The following is a 16,379-nucleotide window of genomic DNA, read 5'->3' on the forward strand; positions in this document are numbered from 1 at the left end:
GAGGTCCCGGGGCCACGTACCCGCGTGGGTCTGGACGAGGGGGAGTCGAGGACCGGGATGAGGAGGGGGGACCGGTGGGCAGTCAGGCGGACTGGCTTCGCCTCGCTGCTCCACCGGGGTTTTGCCGGCGCCATCGTCCACCACTGGCCGTTCGGGTGAGGCCCAGGCGGCTTCCGCGAGGACGGGTGGTGCGAGTGCCTTGACAGGGGTGGAGGTGCGCTGCTCTCACGGAGGGCATGCTCTCCTCGCTCGTCCTCGCCGCCACGCTGGCGGCTGCTCCCGCGCCCCGTTCCGCAGCCCAGGCCCAGACGGTGGTCCACGTGCCCAAGCTGGACGCGCTGGCGGGGCTGACGGCCTTCCTGGAGCGCGCGGGCACGCACGCGGCGCTGCTGAGGCCCGCGGCGTGGCGCGCGGAGCTGCACCCGTTCCTGACCATCGACCCGACGAAGCCGGACACGTTGACGGCGGTGGGGTTGGACCCAGCGGGGCCCGCGACGGTGTCGCTGCGGACGGATGGCCGCGTGTCGTGCATGCGGGTGTCGGACGCGAAGGTGTTCCAGGCCAAGGCGGCCGAGGCGATGACGCAGGCCGGGGCAGAGGAGGCGAAGTCGTCGACGTCGAAGGGCGTGACGACGGTGAGCACGACGCGCTCGGCGGGCGGGGCCATGGGCTATGCGCTCAAGGGCTCGGACGTCTGCGCGTACGGGGCGACGGACGAAGGTGGGGCGGCGCTCTTGAAGGAGGCGGTGAAGCTGGTGGGCAAGGCGCCCGCGGCGGATGCGCGGCTGGGCAAGGTGGCGGGGGTGGCGTTCCTGGCCACGGGTGGAGCGGTGTTGGGGTTGGACGGCACGGCGGCGGGGCTGAAGGTGGACGGCACGACGACGAAGCTGCCGCTGCCGCCGTTCCAGGCGAAGGCGGCGAGCCCGTATGCGGCGATGAAGCCAGAGGGGCTGTTGTTCTCGCGCGTGGCGGTGGCGCCGGCGGGGATTTCCCAGGCGGTGGGCTCGCTCAGGGCGAACATCCAGTCGCTGTGCGCGTCGTGTCCGCGCGAGCAGGTGCAGGCGACGACGGAGGCGGTGGCGAAGCAGCTGACGGGCAACATGCTGGTGAGCATGAGCAACGTGCAGGTGCGCGGCTCGCTTCGAGCGCCGGAGGCGCGCTTCTTCGCGGTGAAGCAGGCGATGGCGGCGGAGGTGAAGGACGCGGCGGCGATGAAGAGCGCGCTGGCGTCGCTGGGGACGTTGCCGGGGGCGAAGGCGCTGGAGGACGGCTGGGCGCTGACAGTGAAGGGCGGCACGGTGCAGGTGCGGCAGAAGGGCAAGCACCTGGTGGTGGGCAACGACGACGCGGTGACGCAGGCGACGATGGCCGCGCTGCCGGAGACGACGGCGAAGTTGGAGCGCGCGGCGGACTTCTCGCTGGACCCCAAGCTGCTCGCGCGCGGGCTGTCCCAGGTGTCGCTGGCGGACGTGCTGTCGGACGAGAACCTCGCCGCGATGTTCGCCGTGAGCTCCGAGCTGGGACCGCTGCTCGCGCGCAGCGAGCGAATCACGGGCTGGCTCGACAGCGCGCCCGGTGGCGCGCACCGGTTCTTCTTCGACTGGACGTTGCCGGAGTCGAAGTAGACGCGCGCATCCCTGGCGCCTGGAGCGTCACGCCGGTCGCTCCTCGCGCCAACGCCGAGCATCCCGCTCCGCCCGTTCCTCGCGGTTCTGGAAGAGCGTCAGCCCGCGCTCCACGTCACCCACCTCGAGCGTCCCCGCCAGTCGCCCGTCCGCGTCCACCACCAGCAGCAGCGGAGACGCCTCCTCCGACATGCGACGCAGGGCCCGCCAACCGTCCTCCTCCAGCCGCGCCATCGGCGCCGCGCGCATCACCTCGCGCACCTGCCGCCGCGTGCGCTCCTCCGCTGGCACCGCGCGCACCGCCTCCACCGCCACGCGCCCCAACGGCCTGCCCTCCTCCGTCACCGGCAACGCCGTGCGCCGCTCCACCCGGAACTCCCACAGCGCGTCCTCCAGTGACGCCCCCACGTCCACGCCCAGCCAGCGCGGCGTCATCAACTCCGCCACCCGCACCTTCTCCAACGTGGCCTTCATCCGCACCTGCCGCGCCTCCCCATCCGCGCCCATGAAGATGAAGAAGGCGATGACCATGAGGAACGGGTTGAACGTCACCAGCCCCCACAGCCCGAACAGCAGCGCGAACCCGCGCCCCACCACCGACGCCACCTGCGTCGCGCGCACCATCCCCATCCGCCCCGTGAGCAGCGCCCGCAGAATCCTCCCGCCATCCATCGGGAACGCGGGCAGCAGGTTGAACACCCCCAGGAACAGGTTGAGGCTCGCCAGGTAGAAACACGCGAACTGCAGATTGAACGAGCCCGTGCCCGCCACGCCCCACGTGGCCAACGCGAGCAGCCCCGCCAGCGCCAGGCTCGTCAGCGGCCCCACCAGCGCCATCAGCGCCTCGTCCCGAGCCCTCGGCGGAGCCTCCGACAACTCCGACACCCCGCCCACCATCATCAGCGTTATCGAGCGCACCTGCCCGCCCCGCGCCAACGCGTAGAGCGTGTGCGCCAGCTCGTGCACGAACACCGACACGAACAACCCCACCGCCACGCCCAGCCCCCACACCCACGGCGCGCCCCACAACTGTCCCGCCGGAACCTCCGCCACCTCCGCGGCCCGCCGGAACGCGCCGCCAAAGACATACGCGAGCAACGGCAACACGAGCAGCAGCGAGAAGTGCACGCGGATGGGAATGCCGCGCAACGAGCCCACCTGCAACGCACCTCGCGTCTCGCGCATCTCGCGTCCTCCTTGGCCGGCGCGCCCTCGCCTGCCCCACCAACGTCCGTCAGCCGCACGACGCGCGCACGGTGCCAGGGGTGACGCGTTCGCCCGCCCGGCCCCTGAGTGTCCGCTCCCCATCCCGCCAGGTGTCCACCCACGAGCACCTCGCCCCGGGACACGGCGCCATGCGCGCGACTCGCCAGCTAGCGTGCCCGCGCTCGACTCCCGCCATGCCCCTTCCCCTCGAGAGGCCCCTCATGAACCTGAACAGCCCCCTCACGCTCGCCCGTGAAGTCTGGAGAGCGGCCCGCGTGCTCAGGGACCCCAACCGCCTCCCCGACATCATCGACCTGGCCCGCGTGCTCGTGCCCCCCACCGCCATGCGCCGCATCGTGGAGCGGCTGATGCAGTCCCCCGCCTGCGCCCGTGCCCTCGCCGAGCGCCCCCGCGTGGGCCGCCTCCCGCTCGCCACGCTGCGAGCCCTCCCGGAAGGCACGCTCGGCCGCGCGTTCATCGACCACCTGGACCGCAACGGCCTGGACCCCGACGCCCTGCCCCAACGCGAGGCCCACACGCCCGAGGACTACGTGCGCGCGCACCTGCTCGAGTCCCACGACCTCTGGCACGTGCTCACCGGCTTCGACACGGACGTGGCCGGAGAATTGGGCGTCCAGGCCTTCAGCCTGGCGCAGGTGGGCAGCCCCTTCGCGCTCGGCATCCTCACCGGAGGGCTCGCCAACACCCTGTTCTATGCCTTCTCCGAGCGCGACGCCCGCGTCCAGGCGCTCGCCCGGGGCTGGGTGTTGGGACGCCGCGCTCGCCCCGTGTTCGGCGCCCCCTGGCGCGAGCTGTGGGCGTGCCCCCTGGAGGAGGTCCGCCAACGCTACGGCGTGGACTTGTTGGCAGTGGACGCGCTGCTCCCCGTCCTGATGGGCCCGGTAAAGGACGACCCCGCCCGACGCGCCGCCTGAGCGAAGGCGGGCAGCGCGCGAGCGCCCCAATCGTGCTAGAGCGCGGGCCCATGGACGAGACCACCGAGAAGGACCCCCTCCGCGCACGCCTCCAGCAGATGGAGAAGCAGGCCGAGCTGGGTGGCGGTGCGGACCGCATCGCCAAGCAGCACGAGGCCGGCAAGCTCACCGCTCGCGAGCGCATCGACCTGCTCCTCGACCCCGGCTCCTTCTGCGAGCTGGACAAGTTCGTCACCCATCGCTCCACCGACTTCGGCATGGGCGACAAGAAGATTCCGGGCGACGGCGTCGTCACCGGCTACGGCACCGTGGAAGGCCGTCAGGTGTTCGTCTTCGCCCAGGACTTCACCGTCTTCGGCGGCTCGCTGTCCGGCGCCTATGCCCAGAAGATCTGCAAGATCATGGACATGGCCACCCGCGTGGGCGCGCCCGTCATCGGCCTGAACGACTCGGGCGGCGCGCGCATCCAGGAGGGCGTGGAGAGCCTGGCTGGCTACGCGGACATCTTCCTGCGCAACACGCTGGCCTCCGGCGTGGTGCCCCAGATTTCGCTCATCATGGGTCCGTGCGCGGGCGGCGCGGTGTACTCGCCCGCCATCACCGACTTCATCATGATGGTGAAGGACACCTCGTACATGTTCATCACCGGCCCGGACGTCATCAAGACGGTGACGCACGAGGAGGTGTCGAAGGAGTCGCTGGGCGGCGCGCTGACGCACAACCAGAAGTCCGGCGTGGCGCACTTCGCCGCGGAGAACGAGCAGGCCGCCATCGTCATGACGCGCGAGCTCTTGTCGTTCCTGCCCTCCAACAACCAGGAGGACCCGCCCGTCCAGCCGTGTGACGATGACCCGTTCCGGGCCGAGGAGTCGCTCAAGACGATTGTCCCGAGCAACCCCAACAAGCCCTACGACATCAAGGACATCATCAAGGCCGTCGTCGACAACAAGCACTTCTTCGAGGTGCAGGAGCACTACGCGCGCAACATCGTCGTGGGCTTCGCGCGCATGAACGGCAAGAGCGTGGGCATCGTCGCCAACCAGCCCGCGGTGCTCGCCGGCGTGCTGGACATCGACGCCAGCGTGAAGGCCGCGCGCTTCGTGCGCTTCTGCGACTGCTTCAACATCCCCCTGCTCACGCTGGTGGACGTGCCCGGCTTCCTGCCCGGCACCGACCAGGAGTGGGGCGGCATCATCACCCACGGCGCCAAGCTGCTGTACGCCTTCGCCGAGGCCACCGTCCCCAAAATCACCCTCATCACCCGCAAGGCCTACGGCGGCGCGTACGACGTGATGGCGTCCAAGCACATCCGCGCGGACATCAACTACGCCTACCCCACCGCCGAAATCGCGGTGATGGGCCCCGAGGGCGCGGTCAACATCATCTTCCGCAACGAGCTGAACAAGGCGCAGGACGCCGCGGCCGAGCGCACGAAGCTGGTGAACGACTACCGCGAGAAGTTCGCCAACCCGTTCAAGGCGGCGGAGCTGGGCTACATCGACGAGGTCATCCGCCCCGAGGAGACGCGGGCCAAGGTCATCCGGGCGCTGGAGATGTTGAAGGACAAGCGTCAGGAGAACCCGCCGCGCAAGCACGGGAACATCCCGCTGTAGGCTCCCTTCCGGGCCCCTGGATGCCTGCTCTGCCTCGGCTGGAGAGCAGGCAGGCTCGCGTCGCACGGGAAATTCTCGTGCGTCCCGAGGGCTTTCACCGGGCCAGGAAAGGAACCCCCATTTTGCCCCACCGCCGACTCCTTCTGTTTCTCGCCGACGTCGAAGGCAACCTCACCGCACTGCGTCAGACGCTCAAGCGTGTCTGCGAGGCGGTGGACCTCCCCACGCCGGAGGTGAAGTGGGTGGAAACGCCCCCGGACGGGCTGGCCGATGCGGGCTGGCACGCCGCGGAGGTGGCCCTGCCTCCCGCCCCCGGTCGCAAGGCGCGCAAGTCCGAGCAGCCCTTCCTGGAGGAGCAGCTCGACGCCATGGCGCAGGCCATCTCCCAGGACTTCCGTGAGCGCACGTTGGGCATCTTCGTGGACCGGGAGCACAGCTACGCGCGCACGTGCGTCAGCGGTCCGGGCCGTCCCTCGAAGGCCGTGGAGGGCGAGGTGCTGGATGTGATGCGCCAGGCCGCTCGCTGGCTGGATGTGGAGACGGGCTTGCTGGCGCGGATGCTCGGGGGTGGCAACACCGCGCGCAACCTGCTGGCCGCGGCCGTGGATTTTGGGGGGGATGCCGCGGCGGTTCCGTCCAAGCCTCCGGAGCCGGATGAGGATGACCGGTTCGTCGAGGCGAAGCTCGCGCAGGCGCGGGCGTACATGGAGCAGTACCGCAGCGCGCGGAAGTAGCGCTCGCGCGTGTGACGCCCGGAGGGGTCTTCCGGGCGTGAGGAAGTTCGAGACGTCACGGGTGGACTCGAGCGTGGAGGTGGAAGCCTCCACTCCCGAGTCCGTGTGCGTTCGAGAGGGGATGTCAGACGTGACGTCGGCGTGAGGCGCGCAGCAGCACCGCGCCCGCCAGGAGCGTCAACAAGCCCAGGTTCGACGAGTCCGAGGACGATCCACAGCCGCACCCCAGTGGCTCCTCGGGGGCGGGGATGGATGGGCCATGGGGCCCGCCGTCCTCGGCGGAGCCCGCGTCTGGCGCGACACCGGCATCCAGCGTCCCAGCGTCATCAGCACTCGCATCCGGCGCGCCGGCGTCTGGAATCCCGGCGTCTTCGACACCCGCATCCGGCTCACTGCCTGCATCCGGTGCTCCCGCATCTTCGTCACCGCCGGCATCCGGCACGCCGGCGTCCGGCGAGGGGATGCACGTGCCGGACTGACAGGCGCCGCCGGAGCACTCGGCGCCATCCTCACGCTCCGGGTTCGAGCAGCGCCCCGTCAACGGGTTGCAGACTCCCACCTCGTGACAGGCATCACTCGCGCCGCAGATGACTGGCGCGGCGCCCGTGCACGCCCCCGCCTGACACGCGTCGCTTCGCGTACAGGCGTTGCCATCGTCACACGCCGTTCCGTCCATGACGGGCACAGGCGGCGAGCACTGGCCGGTGGACACATCACAGGTCCCCGCCGTGTGGCATGCATCCCCGGCCACGCACACCACGGGGTCCGCTCCGGTACAAGCGCCCGCCCGACATGTATCGAGCTGGGTGCACGCATTGCCGTCGTCACACGAGGTCCCATCCATGACGGGCACCGGAGGCGAGCACTGGCCCGTCGCCACGTCACACGTCCCCGCCGAATGGCAGGAATCCCCCGCCGTGCACACCACGGGGCTCGCGCCGGTGCACGCACCCGCCTGACACGAATCGACCTGGGTGCACGCATTGCCATCGTCACACGCCGTCCCATCGGCCACGGGCGTCGGAGGCGAGCACAGTCCCGTCGTCGCATCACACGTCCCCGGCTTCATGCAGGGATTCGGCGAGGAACAGACCAACGGCTCCGCGCCCCTGCAGCGACCGCCAAGACACGCATCCACCTGCGTGCACGCGTTGCCGTCATCACACGCCGTCCCATCCGGCACGTTCATCGGCGCCGAGCAGGTCCCCGTCACCGCATCACACGTCCCCGGCACCTGGCACGCATCGTCCACCGTGCACACCACCGGGTCCGAGCCCATGCAGACCCCGGACTGACACGTGTCCTCGCGCGTGCACGCGCTCGCGTCGTCACACGAGGTCCCGTCCACCTCGAGCACGTCCTCGGGGCACTCGGCGGAGTCCCCACCACACCGCTCCACGGCATCACAGACCTGAGCCGCGGGACGACACACCACGCCCGCCGCGACGAAGCCATCCGCCGGGCATTCCACCTCGACACCGTCACACAGCTCCGCCGCGTCACACAGCCCCGACACGGGCCGACACACCGTCTGGACCTCCGCCCGGACCGGACCGCACACCCCATCCACGACGCCGCCCGCCTGCACCGCGCACGCCTGACAGTCTGTCGCCCCCCCTCCACCACACGCCCCGTCACAACACACGCCGTCGACGCAGAAGCCGCTCGAGCACTGCCCTCCCGCCGCGCATGTCGCCCCATTCATCAGCGGGTCCGTCACCAGCCGCGCCCGGATGCGAGCGAACTGTCGATAATCGTTGTACGCCACCAGGAACCGACCGGGCTCCGACGAGGCCACCCCGATGCGCCCCGCGCCCGAGGACGTGTTGTCTGAGATGAGGAACGAGGACGGGTCCACCGGCGTCATCTGTGGCGAGAACCTGCGCCCATGCAGCGCGTGCTGGCTGTAGTTCACCGAGCCCCGGTGCCACGTCAGCAGATACCGCGTCCCATCGAAGCCCAGCGTCGGCTGGCGCTGATAGACGAGCTCCGTGGCGAGCGACAACGCCGAGGGGTCCACGACCACGCCGTCCGACGCACGCACCCGCCGCCCCTGCACCGTCGTCAGGACGACGCGCAGGTCTTCCCAGGCCACCAGGTAGTGGCTTCCGTCGAACGCCACCGTGGGTGACTTCTCACCATACGTCTGCGTGGCCAGCGCGATGCCCTGGGGGTCGAGCACCACGCCATCCGCCGCCCTCACCCGCGTCCCGAAGATGTCCCCCGAGTACGGGAAGTTGCGCTCGTCCTCCCAGGCGACGAAGAACTGTCCATCCCCCGAGGCGACCACGGGCCGCCGCTCCACGAGCGCCTGGCCGGACACCGCGAAGCCCTGCGGCTCCATCACCACGCCATCCGACGCCCGCACCCGTGCGCCGAAGATGTCGCTGCGCTGCGTGTTGGTCCGCGCATCCGTCCACGCGACCAGATAGTACCCACCGCTGAAGGCCACCGACGGCGTCGTCTGGTCCGTCGCCGCCGTGGAGATGGGCATCGGCGTCGCGTCGAGCACCGCCCCATCCCTCCCCACGCGCACCCCGAGAATGTCGCTGCTCCCCGAGACGCCATCCGTGCGGCGCTGGAACACCACCAGGAACTGGTGACCATCGGACGCGACGCTCGGCAGCTCCTCCAGGCTCGACGTGGTCGCGATGAGCAGCGGAGACGCGTCGAGCACCACCCCGTCCGAGGCGCGCACCCGCGCCCCCAGGATGTCGGCGACCTTCGCGCGCGCCCGGTCGTCCTGCCACACCACCAGGTACGTCCCCGAGGCGTGCGCCACGGCGGGCACCAGCTCCCGGCCCACGTCCACGGAGAGCACCTGCTCCGAATCCAACATCGCCCCCGACGCGTCCACCCGCGCGCCGGAGACCAGGAGGTGGCCCGTGGTGCGCAGCTCGTGCCACGCGACGAAGTAGCGCGTCCCATCCGAGGCCAGCGTGGGCTGCCGCTCCTGGTCACTCGAGGCCGCGGCCACCCCCAACGCGAACGAGCTGCCCACCGTGCCGTTGCGCCCCACCGTCGCGGCGTGGATGTCCGTCACGTTGGTCGCCACGGTGTGCTGCCATGCCACCAGGAAGCCGTTCCCGTTCGACGCGACGCTCGCCGCCTCCTGCCGCTGCGCGGCGGTGGAGATGGGCAGCCCACTCGGGTCCAGGACCGCTCCGTCCAACGTCACCCGGGCCCCGAAAACATCCGGATTGCTGGCGCCGTTGCGGAAGTCGGTCCAGACCACCAGGAACAGGTCCCCATCGAAGGCGACCTTCCCGCTGGCCAGGATGCCCGCGACCGAGGAGATGACGAACCCGCCCCCATCCAGCGAGGCCAGGTCCGACGCGCGCAACCGCTGGCCCCACAGCCGCCCGTTGGTGAAGGTGAGCAGGTAGTTCCCCTCCGCGTACCCCACCTGGGGCAACCAGTGATTCGTGGAGCCCGAGCCTCCCGCGAGCAGTCGCCCGCCCACGTCCAGGATGGCGCCATCCGAGGCCCTCACCCGCGTGCCGTACACGTCGTAGGTGTTGCTCGCGCGCCGCCCATCCTCCCAGACCACCAGGTAGTCCGTGCCGTCCGAGGCGATGGAGGGCCTGCGCTCGTCCCTCGCGCCCACCGCGAGGTTCAGCGGAGCGCCATCGAGCACCCGGCCATCCGCCCCTCGCACGCGCGCGCCCTTCAGGTCCGAGTACGGCCCCGTCGTCTGACTGACCTGAGCGTCCTCCCAGGCCAGCAGGAAGTCCTGCCCATTGGACGCGACGGCGACACCTCGCTGGTCCCCCGTACCCGCAACCAGCACCAGGCTGCCCACGTCCAGCACCCGCCCATCGGCGGCATCCACGCGCGCGAAGAACAGCTCGTCCTGGGTGAAGATTCGATTCTCCCAGGCCACCAGGTAGCGCCCGCCACCGAAGGCCACCGCCGCGCGCGTGTTCGACAGCGCGTTGGGCACCGGCACCGGCACGTCCACCTCGATTTCCGGCGACACCAGCGGGTCCAGCATCGCCGGCCAGCTCGAGTCCTCCAGCACCCGCGCTGGCACGCGCATCACCAGCACCTCGCCGTCGCGCACCGTCTCGACCGACGTCTTCCGCCCGGCCGCGTCCACCCACGTCGCCAGGCCATAGCGCGCGCCCAGCTTCGTCACCGGGTCCATGAAGTGGTGGCCGTGCTCCGTCCGCCCCGCGTACGCCAGCCCCTCCACCGCCACGCGGACCTCAAGGTCGCCTTCGCCCTCGGGCGCCCGCGCCCACTCCCACCGCTGCTCCATCCCTCCGTCGCCGTTCTCCAGCACCTCCACCAGCGCCCCACGCGAAAGCGACAGCGCGCCGTCCTCCCGGACGGACACCTCCAGCGCCCCCAACAGCGAGCGTCCACCACGCGACACCGCCACCGTGCGCACCGACAGCGGCGCGCCCGTGACGGGCTTCGAGCGTGTCTTGGCCGCCCCACCCTCCACCGCCTCCAGGTGACGGGGTGACAGCCGCACCGTGCCCCCCGGGTCCACCCGGAGCGCATAGGTGTCCTGGTCTCCCGTGAAGCCGCCCTCCCGCGCGACACGGAACGCGCGCTCCGCCCGGCGCACCACGCCCTGCACATCCAGGGGCGGAGACACGGCGGCGGCGGGTCCCTGTGACACCTCCGGCGACGAAGCGGGTGGGTCCGATGGACGACAGCCGGTCATGCTCAGCCAGACGGCGAGCAGAACCCCGCCCCCCAGCACGGAGAGCCGAGACGAAACGATGCAGATGGATGGCACGTGGAAACCCCGCCCGAACCGTGAGCGGCCCCTGGGGCCAGCATAGCCGAGAGCCCGACGTGACGCGCTCCCCGCCAACAACGGGGGCCCATCCAACCCAGGCAAAACGAGGCGGCCCGTGGTAGACGGGCGCCCATGCCCAAGATCCGCAAAGTGCTCGTCGCCAATCGCGGCGAGATCGCCATCCGGGTGATGCGCACCTGCAAGGAGCTCGGCATCGCCACCGTGGCGGTGTACTCGGAGGCGGACCGCGCCGCCCTGCATGTCCGCACCGCGGACCAGGCCATCTTCGTCGGCCCTCCGCCCTCCCGGGAGAGCTACCTGGTCCAGCAGCGCATCCTCGACGCCGCCAAGGCCTCCGGCGCGGACGCCATCCACCCCGGCTATGGCTTCCTCTCCGAGAACGCGTCGTTCGTGCGCGCCTGCGAGGCCGCCGGCATCACCTTCATCGGCCCGCCGGCGTCCGCCATGGACGCCATGGGTGAGAAGACCCGCGCCCGCGCGAACATGATCAAGGCGGGCGTGCCCGTCGTCCCCGGCACCACCGAGCCCATCGCCACCGAGGCCGAGGCGCGCGAGTACGCGCAGAAGATTGGCTTCCCCATCATGCTCAAGGCCGCGGGCGGCGGCGGCGGCAAGGGCATGCGCCGCGTCGAGAAGCTCGAGGACCTCGAGTCCGCGTGGCGCTCCGCCAAGAGCGAGGCGCTCAACTCCTTCGGCAACGACGCGGTCTACATCGAGAAGTATCTCGAGAAGCCACACCACGTCGAAATCCAGGTGTTCGCCGACACGCACGGCAACGTCATCCACCTGAACGAGCGCGAGTGCTCGGCGCAGCGCCGTCACCAGAAGGTGGTGGAGGAGACGCCCAGCCCCATCCTCACGCCGGAGCTGCGCTCGAAGATGGGCGAGGTCGCGGTGAAGGCGGCCAAGGCCGTCAACTACGTGGGCGCCGGGACGGTGGAGTTCCTGGTCGACGTGCACCGCAACTTCTACTTCCTGGAGATGAACACCCGCCTCCAGGTGGAGCACCCGGTGACGGAGTGGGTGACGGGGCTGGACCTGGTCGCGCTGCAGATCAAGGTCGCCGAGGGCGAGAAGCTGCCCCTGCTCCAGGCGCCCGAGCCTCAGGGTCACTCCATCGAGGTGCGCGTGTACGCGGAGGACCCGGCGCGCAACTTCATGCCCAGCCCGGGCAAGATCACGTACCTGCGCGTGCCGGGCGGTCCCAACGTGCGCGACGACTCGGGCGTGTTCCCCGGGTACACGGTGCCCAACGTCTACGACCCGATGATCTCCAAGCTGTCCGTGTGGGCTCCCACGCGGCGCGAGGCGATTGCCCGGGCGCAGCGCGCGCTGTCCGAGTACGTGGTGAAGGGCATCACCACCAACATCCGCTACCTGCGGGCGATTCTCGCGCACCCGGAGTTCGTCGAGGGCGACTACGACACGGGCTTCCTCGGCCGCGAGCACACCACGCTGCAGGGCGTGGAGGACCCGAAGCTCAGCGAGATGGCGCTGCTGGCCGGCGTCGTCTACGCGCACCAGCGCGACGCCAAGCGCGCCAAGACGCTCCCCGGCGCCAAGGCCGCGAGCAGCTCCGACACGGGCCGGGTCAGCGCCTGGCGTCAGTCGCTGCGCTCGCGTCGCCGCTAACCCCACCCTGAGGCTCACGAGACTTCCATGCGCTATTTCACGAAGCAGCAGGGACAGAAGGAAGCGGTGCCGGTGGACCTGGAGGCGCTGGGCGGCGAGCGCTACAAGCTCACCGTCAACGGCGTCACGTACCAGGTGGACGCGCTCGCGCTCGAGCACGGCACCATGAGCATGTTGGTGGACGGCCAGTCCTACAGCGTCGAGTTCGAGGAGAACGGCGACGAGGTGGGCGTGCTCTTGCGCGGTCAGGTGAGTCGCTTCGACGTGGCGGACGAGCGTCGGCTGCGGCTGCGCGCGGGCACGGCGGGCTTCTCCGTGGAGGGCAAGCAGCTGGTCACCGCGCCCATGCCGGGCAAGGTGGTGAAGGTGCTGGTGAAGGTGGGCGACGAGGTGAAGGAGGGCCAGGGCCTGGTGGTGGTGGAGGCCATGAAGATGGAGAACGAGCTCAAGAGCCCCAAGGCGGGCAAGGTGACCGAGCTGTTCGCCAAGGAAGGCACCACCGTGGAGAACAACGCGAAGCTCGTCGTCGTCGAGTAGCCGGCGTGGCGGCGCGTGCCCGGGTGCGCGCGCCGCCCCCACGTCGTTCAGGGCCGGGGCGACAGTCCGAAGCGCCTCGCCTCGTAGGGGTCGTCTGATTCGAGGCCCAGGTCCTCCACCCGCGTGAGCGCCTTCATCAGGGGCGCGGGCAGCGGCGCCTCCACGAGCGGAGGCAGTCGCAGCGGACCGGAGTGGGATTCGAGGAGCTCCGGCGAGTCTGCGTCCAGCCAGTAGCGCACCAGGAAGTACCGCCGCTGGAGCGTGCCTCGCGCCAGGCGCTGGCCCTTCGCGTCCACGGCGATGGCCGCGAGGGGCTGCCGGAGCTTGTTGCCCTGGCGCGCGACGCCCGTGGGCAGCTCCCCGTCCAACAACCCGCGGGCGCTGACGAGCGCGGTGGCGGAGCGCCCCTGACGCGTCCAGGAGCGCAGCTCCACCTGGGGCAGCGGCGGCCACTCGGGTCCTCGGGCCTGGACCGTGAGGTCCACGGTGCACATGCCCTGGAACGCCAGCTTCAGCGCGCGGGTGCCTTGGGGCACGGCGGTGATGAGCGCCAGTCGACGAGGCTTCGCCGCGGCGCCGAGGGACTCGAAGAAGCGGTCCACTGGCGCGCCCTGGTCATCGAGCAACACCCACTGGAAGTCGGACGCGAGGTCCTTCCCCGTTCCATCCTGGAGCTGGACCCGGACGGGCTCCGCGTCCCGGTGCGCGAAGTCGATGGCCACCAACTCCGCGGACGGCGAGGGCTGCACCGTCGCCCCGCCCCGGAACACCCAGGCCCGGTGGACCCGGACCTTCCCCTGACACGCATCCCCCTTCGCGACAGGGGCTGCGGCCAGGAGCGAAGCGGTGAGCCCCACGAGCAACGAGAACATGCCGCGAGCGTAGACACAGCATCCCCTGGATTGCACCTGCATCCCCAGTACATCAACTTGAGCGGGGCTCGCGGCCTTCAGCGGTAGTACGGCGACAGCGCGGCGGTGATGCGGGCAATCAGGTCCGTCGTCTGCAGCCGGTCCTCGGTGCTCAGCGTGGGCAGCGCGGCGGTGAGCGTGTCACGCGCGGACATCAGGAGGGAGTACGCGGCCAGCGTCTGCTGCAGCTTCAGGATGTCCACCATGGCGCGGCGCGCGGCATAGCCTCGCACCCCATCCGCGTTGAGCAGGATGCCCTGCACGTCCGCCAGCACCAGCGACGTCAGCGCGGGGGAGTCGGGCGGGTTGGCGCTGAAGGGGCCGCGCTGCGCCGCCGGGTCCAGATACAGCCGCGCCAGGAGCCTGCGCGCCAGGTCATCCGCGCGCGACGCATAGTGGGCGGGCGCCCCCATGGGGATGACCAGCGGCGGGCGCACCTGCTGCATCGCCAACTGATACGCCTGCGCCTGCACCGCCGGACTGCCCGCGCGCACGAACTGGAGCACGGGGTTCGCCGTCGCGTTGAACCGGCCCGCCAACGACGCATACAGGAGCGGGTGCGAGATGTTCAGCAGGGTGTTCATCGCCACGTTCAGCGCGGGCACATGGAACTTCGTCAGCGGCTCATCGGTGCGGTCATACTGGGTGCAGTACGGGTCGCTCCGCGTGTCCACGTCCGTGCAGAACGGCTGCGTGGGCAGGTCCGGGGACAAGCCGTAGAGGTAGCGCACCGCCTGCACGTCGTAGGCCCCCGGCGCGTCGCCGTACACGGCATCCCGAGGGTCCAGGTACTCCATCACCGAGTTGGAGCGCGGCCCCGTCGCGCCACCGTCGTACACGCGTGAGCCCGCGAAGTTGTGCCGCAACCCCAGCGTGTGCCCCACCTCGTGCAACACCAGGTACGTGAGGTACGCCTCCACCTTCTGCTTCTTCGTCAACGGCGAGCCGGGCTCGGCGAGGAGCTCCGCGACCTGCTCGCCCTGTTCGAGCAGCGCCTCCGCGTGGAAGTCACACCGCGTCTCGCCCCCCATGCCGGCCCAGGACATCCGCAGCGACGAGGCGGGCCGCCCGGCCGCCACCAGCGCGCCCACGTCCCCTGAGAAGGTCTGGTGCGCCACCTCCAACCAGTTGCTGCCCAGGTAGATGCTGGCGCCGCGAATCTCACCGGTGTTCGGGTGGGTCCGCCAGTCGGCGAAGGCGAAGGCCGCCGCGCGGTCCGGGTCGACGATGAGGTGGTTCTCGTCATCCCGACCGAAGTCGCTCGAGCTGTCCCCCATCACTGTCTGGAGCACCGGGAAGCCGAAGGCCGCGTTCCACCCCTCGATGCCGCGCTTCACGGCGCCCACCAGGTCGTACGCCTGGAAGCGCGGGTCCGCCTGCACCGTGAGCAGGCTGGGGGTGATGTTCCAGCGGATGGGCGTCATGCCCGGCTGGATGGCCCACTTCGTGGCCACGCGCTCGGTGGCGCCCCCCGTGTTCGGTATCAGCTTGGGCTCGCTCAGGAAGTAGTGCTCCCGCGCGGGCGAGGGCGTGGGCACGTAGCCCGGGCTCTCCCGGTAGCGGCGCAGCGCGATGCTCAGCGTGCCCGACGTGCGGAAGGGGTTCTCCTCCAGGTACAGACGCGACGCGTCGTCCGGCAGGTTCGAGTAGCCGGTGAAGACCTGCTCGAAGGTGACGCCGTCCGCGATGGGCCGCAGCTTCTGCGCCAGGCTCAGCTCCACCTGGAACTGCGCGCGCATCATCACCGCGTTCAGGTCCCCCATCACCCCGAAGCGGTTGAGCCCCGCCGCCGGGTCGATGAGCACGTACTGCTCCGAGCCTCGCCGCCGGTGGAACGGCGCGTGGTGCTCCACGATGGGATACGCCTCCACCAGCACCTGCGGGTCGAAGATGTCGCTCAAGACCTTGCGGTCATCCACGTCCAGGACGAACAGCTTGCCGTTCTGCTCCTTGAAGCTCACCACGCGCGTGCCCAGCGAGTTGGCCGCGAAGTAGGAGGCGCCTCCCGGGTGGTACTGCTGGATGTACGCGGACAAGAACCACTTCGACGCCAGTTGGTCCCGGCGGATGGCCAGGTAGAAGCCGCGCCCCGAGTCCTCCACCACGCCTCGCAGCTTCTCTTCCACCTGCTGCCGCTCGGCGCTCCCCACCTCCCGGGGCACCGCCACGAAGGCCCCCTCCAGCACCTCGTCCGGCAGCGCCACGTCCGGCGTGTCGGGCGGGGCCTCGCCACACCCCGTCCCCCACATCAGGGCCAGCGACAACACTCCCACCCACGAGCACCGAGAGAACCGCTTGCGTCCGCGCATCGCGTGTCTCCGATTCCGGGACGCGCGAGGAGGCGCGCCCACGGACAGGTCAACGACGCGCCCTCGGGTTCTTCCCGGCCATGACACGATTCCCGCGCGCCTA

At 70.5% G+C, this 16,379-nt stretch carries 10 protein-coding genes; 6 read left to right on the top strand and 4 right to left on the bottom strand.

Annotation, left to right across the window (positions count from 1 at the left end):
- Window positions 1-236: 236 nt before the first annotated feature.
- A complete protein-coding gene (locus LXT21_RS06795; protein ID WP_254037271.1) occupies window positions 237-1,625 on the top strand; it encodes a hypothetical protein in 1,389 nt (462 codons plus the stop codon).
- A 27-nt stretch (window positions 1,626-1,652) separates the two neighbouring features.
- Here the strand turns inward: LXT21_RS06795 and LXT21_RS06800 are convergent, their stop codons facing one another.
- The gene (locus tag LXT21_RS06800) at window positions 1,653-2,810 is read right to left on the bottom strand and encodes a site-2 protease family protein (RefSeq protein ID WP_254037272.1); all 1,158 of its coding nucleotides are present in this window, start codon (window positions 2,808-2,810) and stop codon (window positions 1,653-1,655) included.
- Window positions 2,811-3,052: 242 nt separating this feature from the next.
- On the opposite strand from LXT21_RS06800, the gene LXT21_RS06805 reads away from it, so the two are divergent.
- The 3 genes from LXT21_RS06805 to LXT21_RS06815 all read left to right on the top strand — a co-directional run bounded on the left by LXT21_RS06805 (window position 3,053) and on the right by LXT21_RS06815 (window position 6,113).
- Window positions 3,053-3,766 carry a Coq4 family protein gene (locus LXT21_RS06805; RefSeq protein WP_254037273.1) on the top strand — a complete coding sequence of 238 codons (714 nt, stop codon included), beginning with the start codon at window positions 3,053-3,055 and terminating at the stop codon, window positions 3,764-3,766.
- Between the two features lie 50 nt (window positions 3,767-3,816).
- Entirely contained in the window at window positions 3,817-5,379 is a 1,563-nt protein-coding gene (locus LXT21_RS06810; protein ID WP_046711264.1) for an acyl-CoA carboxylase subunit beta, read from the top strand.
- 122 nt (window positions 5,380-5,501) lie between these two features.
- Complete coding sequence (locus LXT21_RS06815) at window positions 5,502-6,113, top strand: hypothetical protein (protein ID WP_046711263.1); 612 nt, start codon at window positions 5,502-5,504, stop codon at window positions 6,111-6,113.
- Window positions 6,114-6,237: 124 nt separating this feature from the next.
- On the opposite strand, the gene LXT21_RS06820 is transcribed toward LXT21_RS06815, so the two are convergent.
- Window positions 6,238-10,719, bottom strand: coding sequence for a hypothetical protein (locus tag LXT21_RS06820; RefSeq protein ID WP_254037274.1), 4,482 nt, complete (start codon window positions 10,717-10,719; stop codon window positions 6,238-6,240).
- 279 nt (window positions 10,720-10,998) lie between these two features.
- On the opposite strand from LXT21_RS06820, the gene accC reads away from it, so the two are divergent.
- Window positions 10,999-12,519 (top strand): acetyl-CoA carboxylase biotin carboxylase subunit, encoded by a 1,521-nt coding sequence (gene accC, locus LXT21_RS06825; protein WP_254037275.1) that lies wholly within the window; start codon window positions 10,999-11,001, stop codon window positions 12,517-12,519.
- A 27-nt stretch (window positions 12,520-12,546) separates the two neighbouring features.
- The gene (locus LXT21_RS06830; protein ID WP_141331022.1) at window positions 12,547-13,056 is read left to right on the top strand and encodes a biotin/lipoyl-containing protein; all 510 of its coding nucleotides are present in this window, start codon (window positions 12,547-12,549) and stop codon (window positions 13,054-13,056) included.
- A gap of 47 nt (window positions 13,057-13,103) precedes the next feature.
- Here LXT21_RS06830 and LXT21_RS06835 read toward each other — a convergent pair whose 3' ends face one another.
- Window positions 13,104-13,928, bottom strand: a complete 825-nt coding sequence (locus LXT21_RS06835; RefSeq protein ID WP_254037276.1) for a hypothetical protein — start codon at window positions 13,926-13,928, stop codon at window positions 13,104-13,106.
- 77 nt (window positions 13,929-14,005) lie between these two features.
- A complete protein-coding gene (locus tag LXT21_RS06840; RefSeq protein WP_254037277.1) occupies window positions 14,006-16,276 on the bottom strand; it encodes a zinc-dependent metalloprotease in 2,271 nt (756 codons plus the stop codon).
- Window positions 16,277-16,379: the final 103 nt, after the last annotated feature.

The organism is Myxococcus guangdongensis, from assembly GCF_024198255.1.
Lineage (GTDB): Bacteria > Myxococcota > Myxococcia > Myxococcales > Myxococcaceae > Myxococcus > Myxococcus guangdongensis.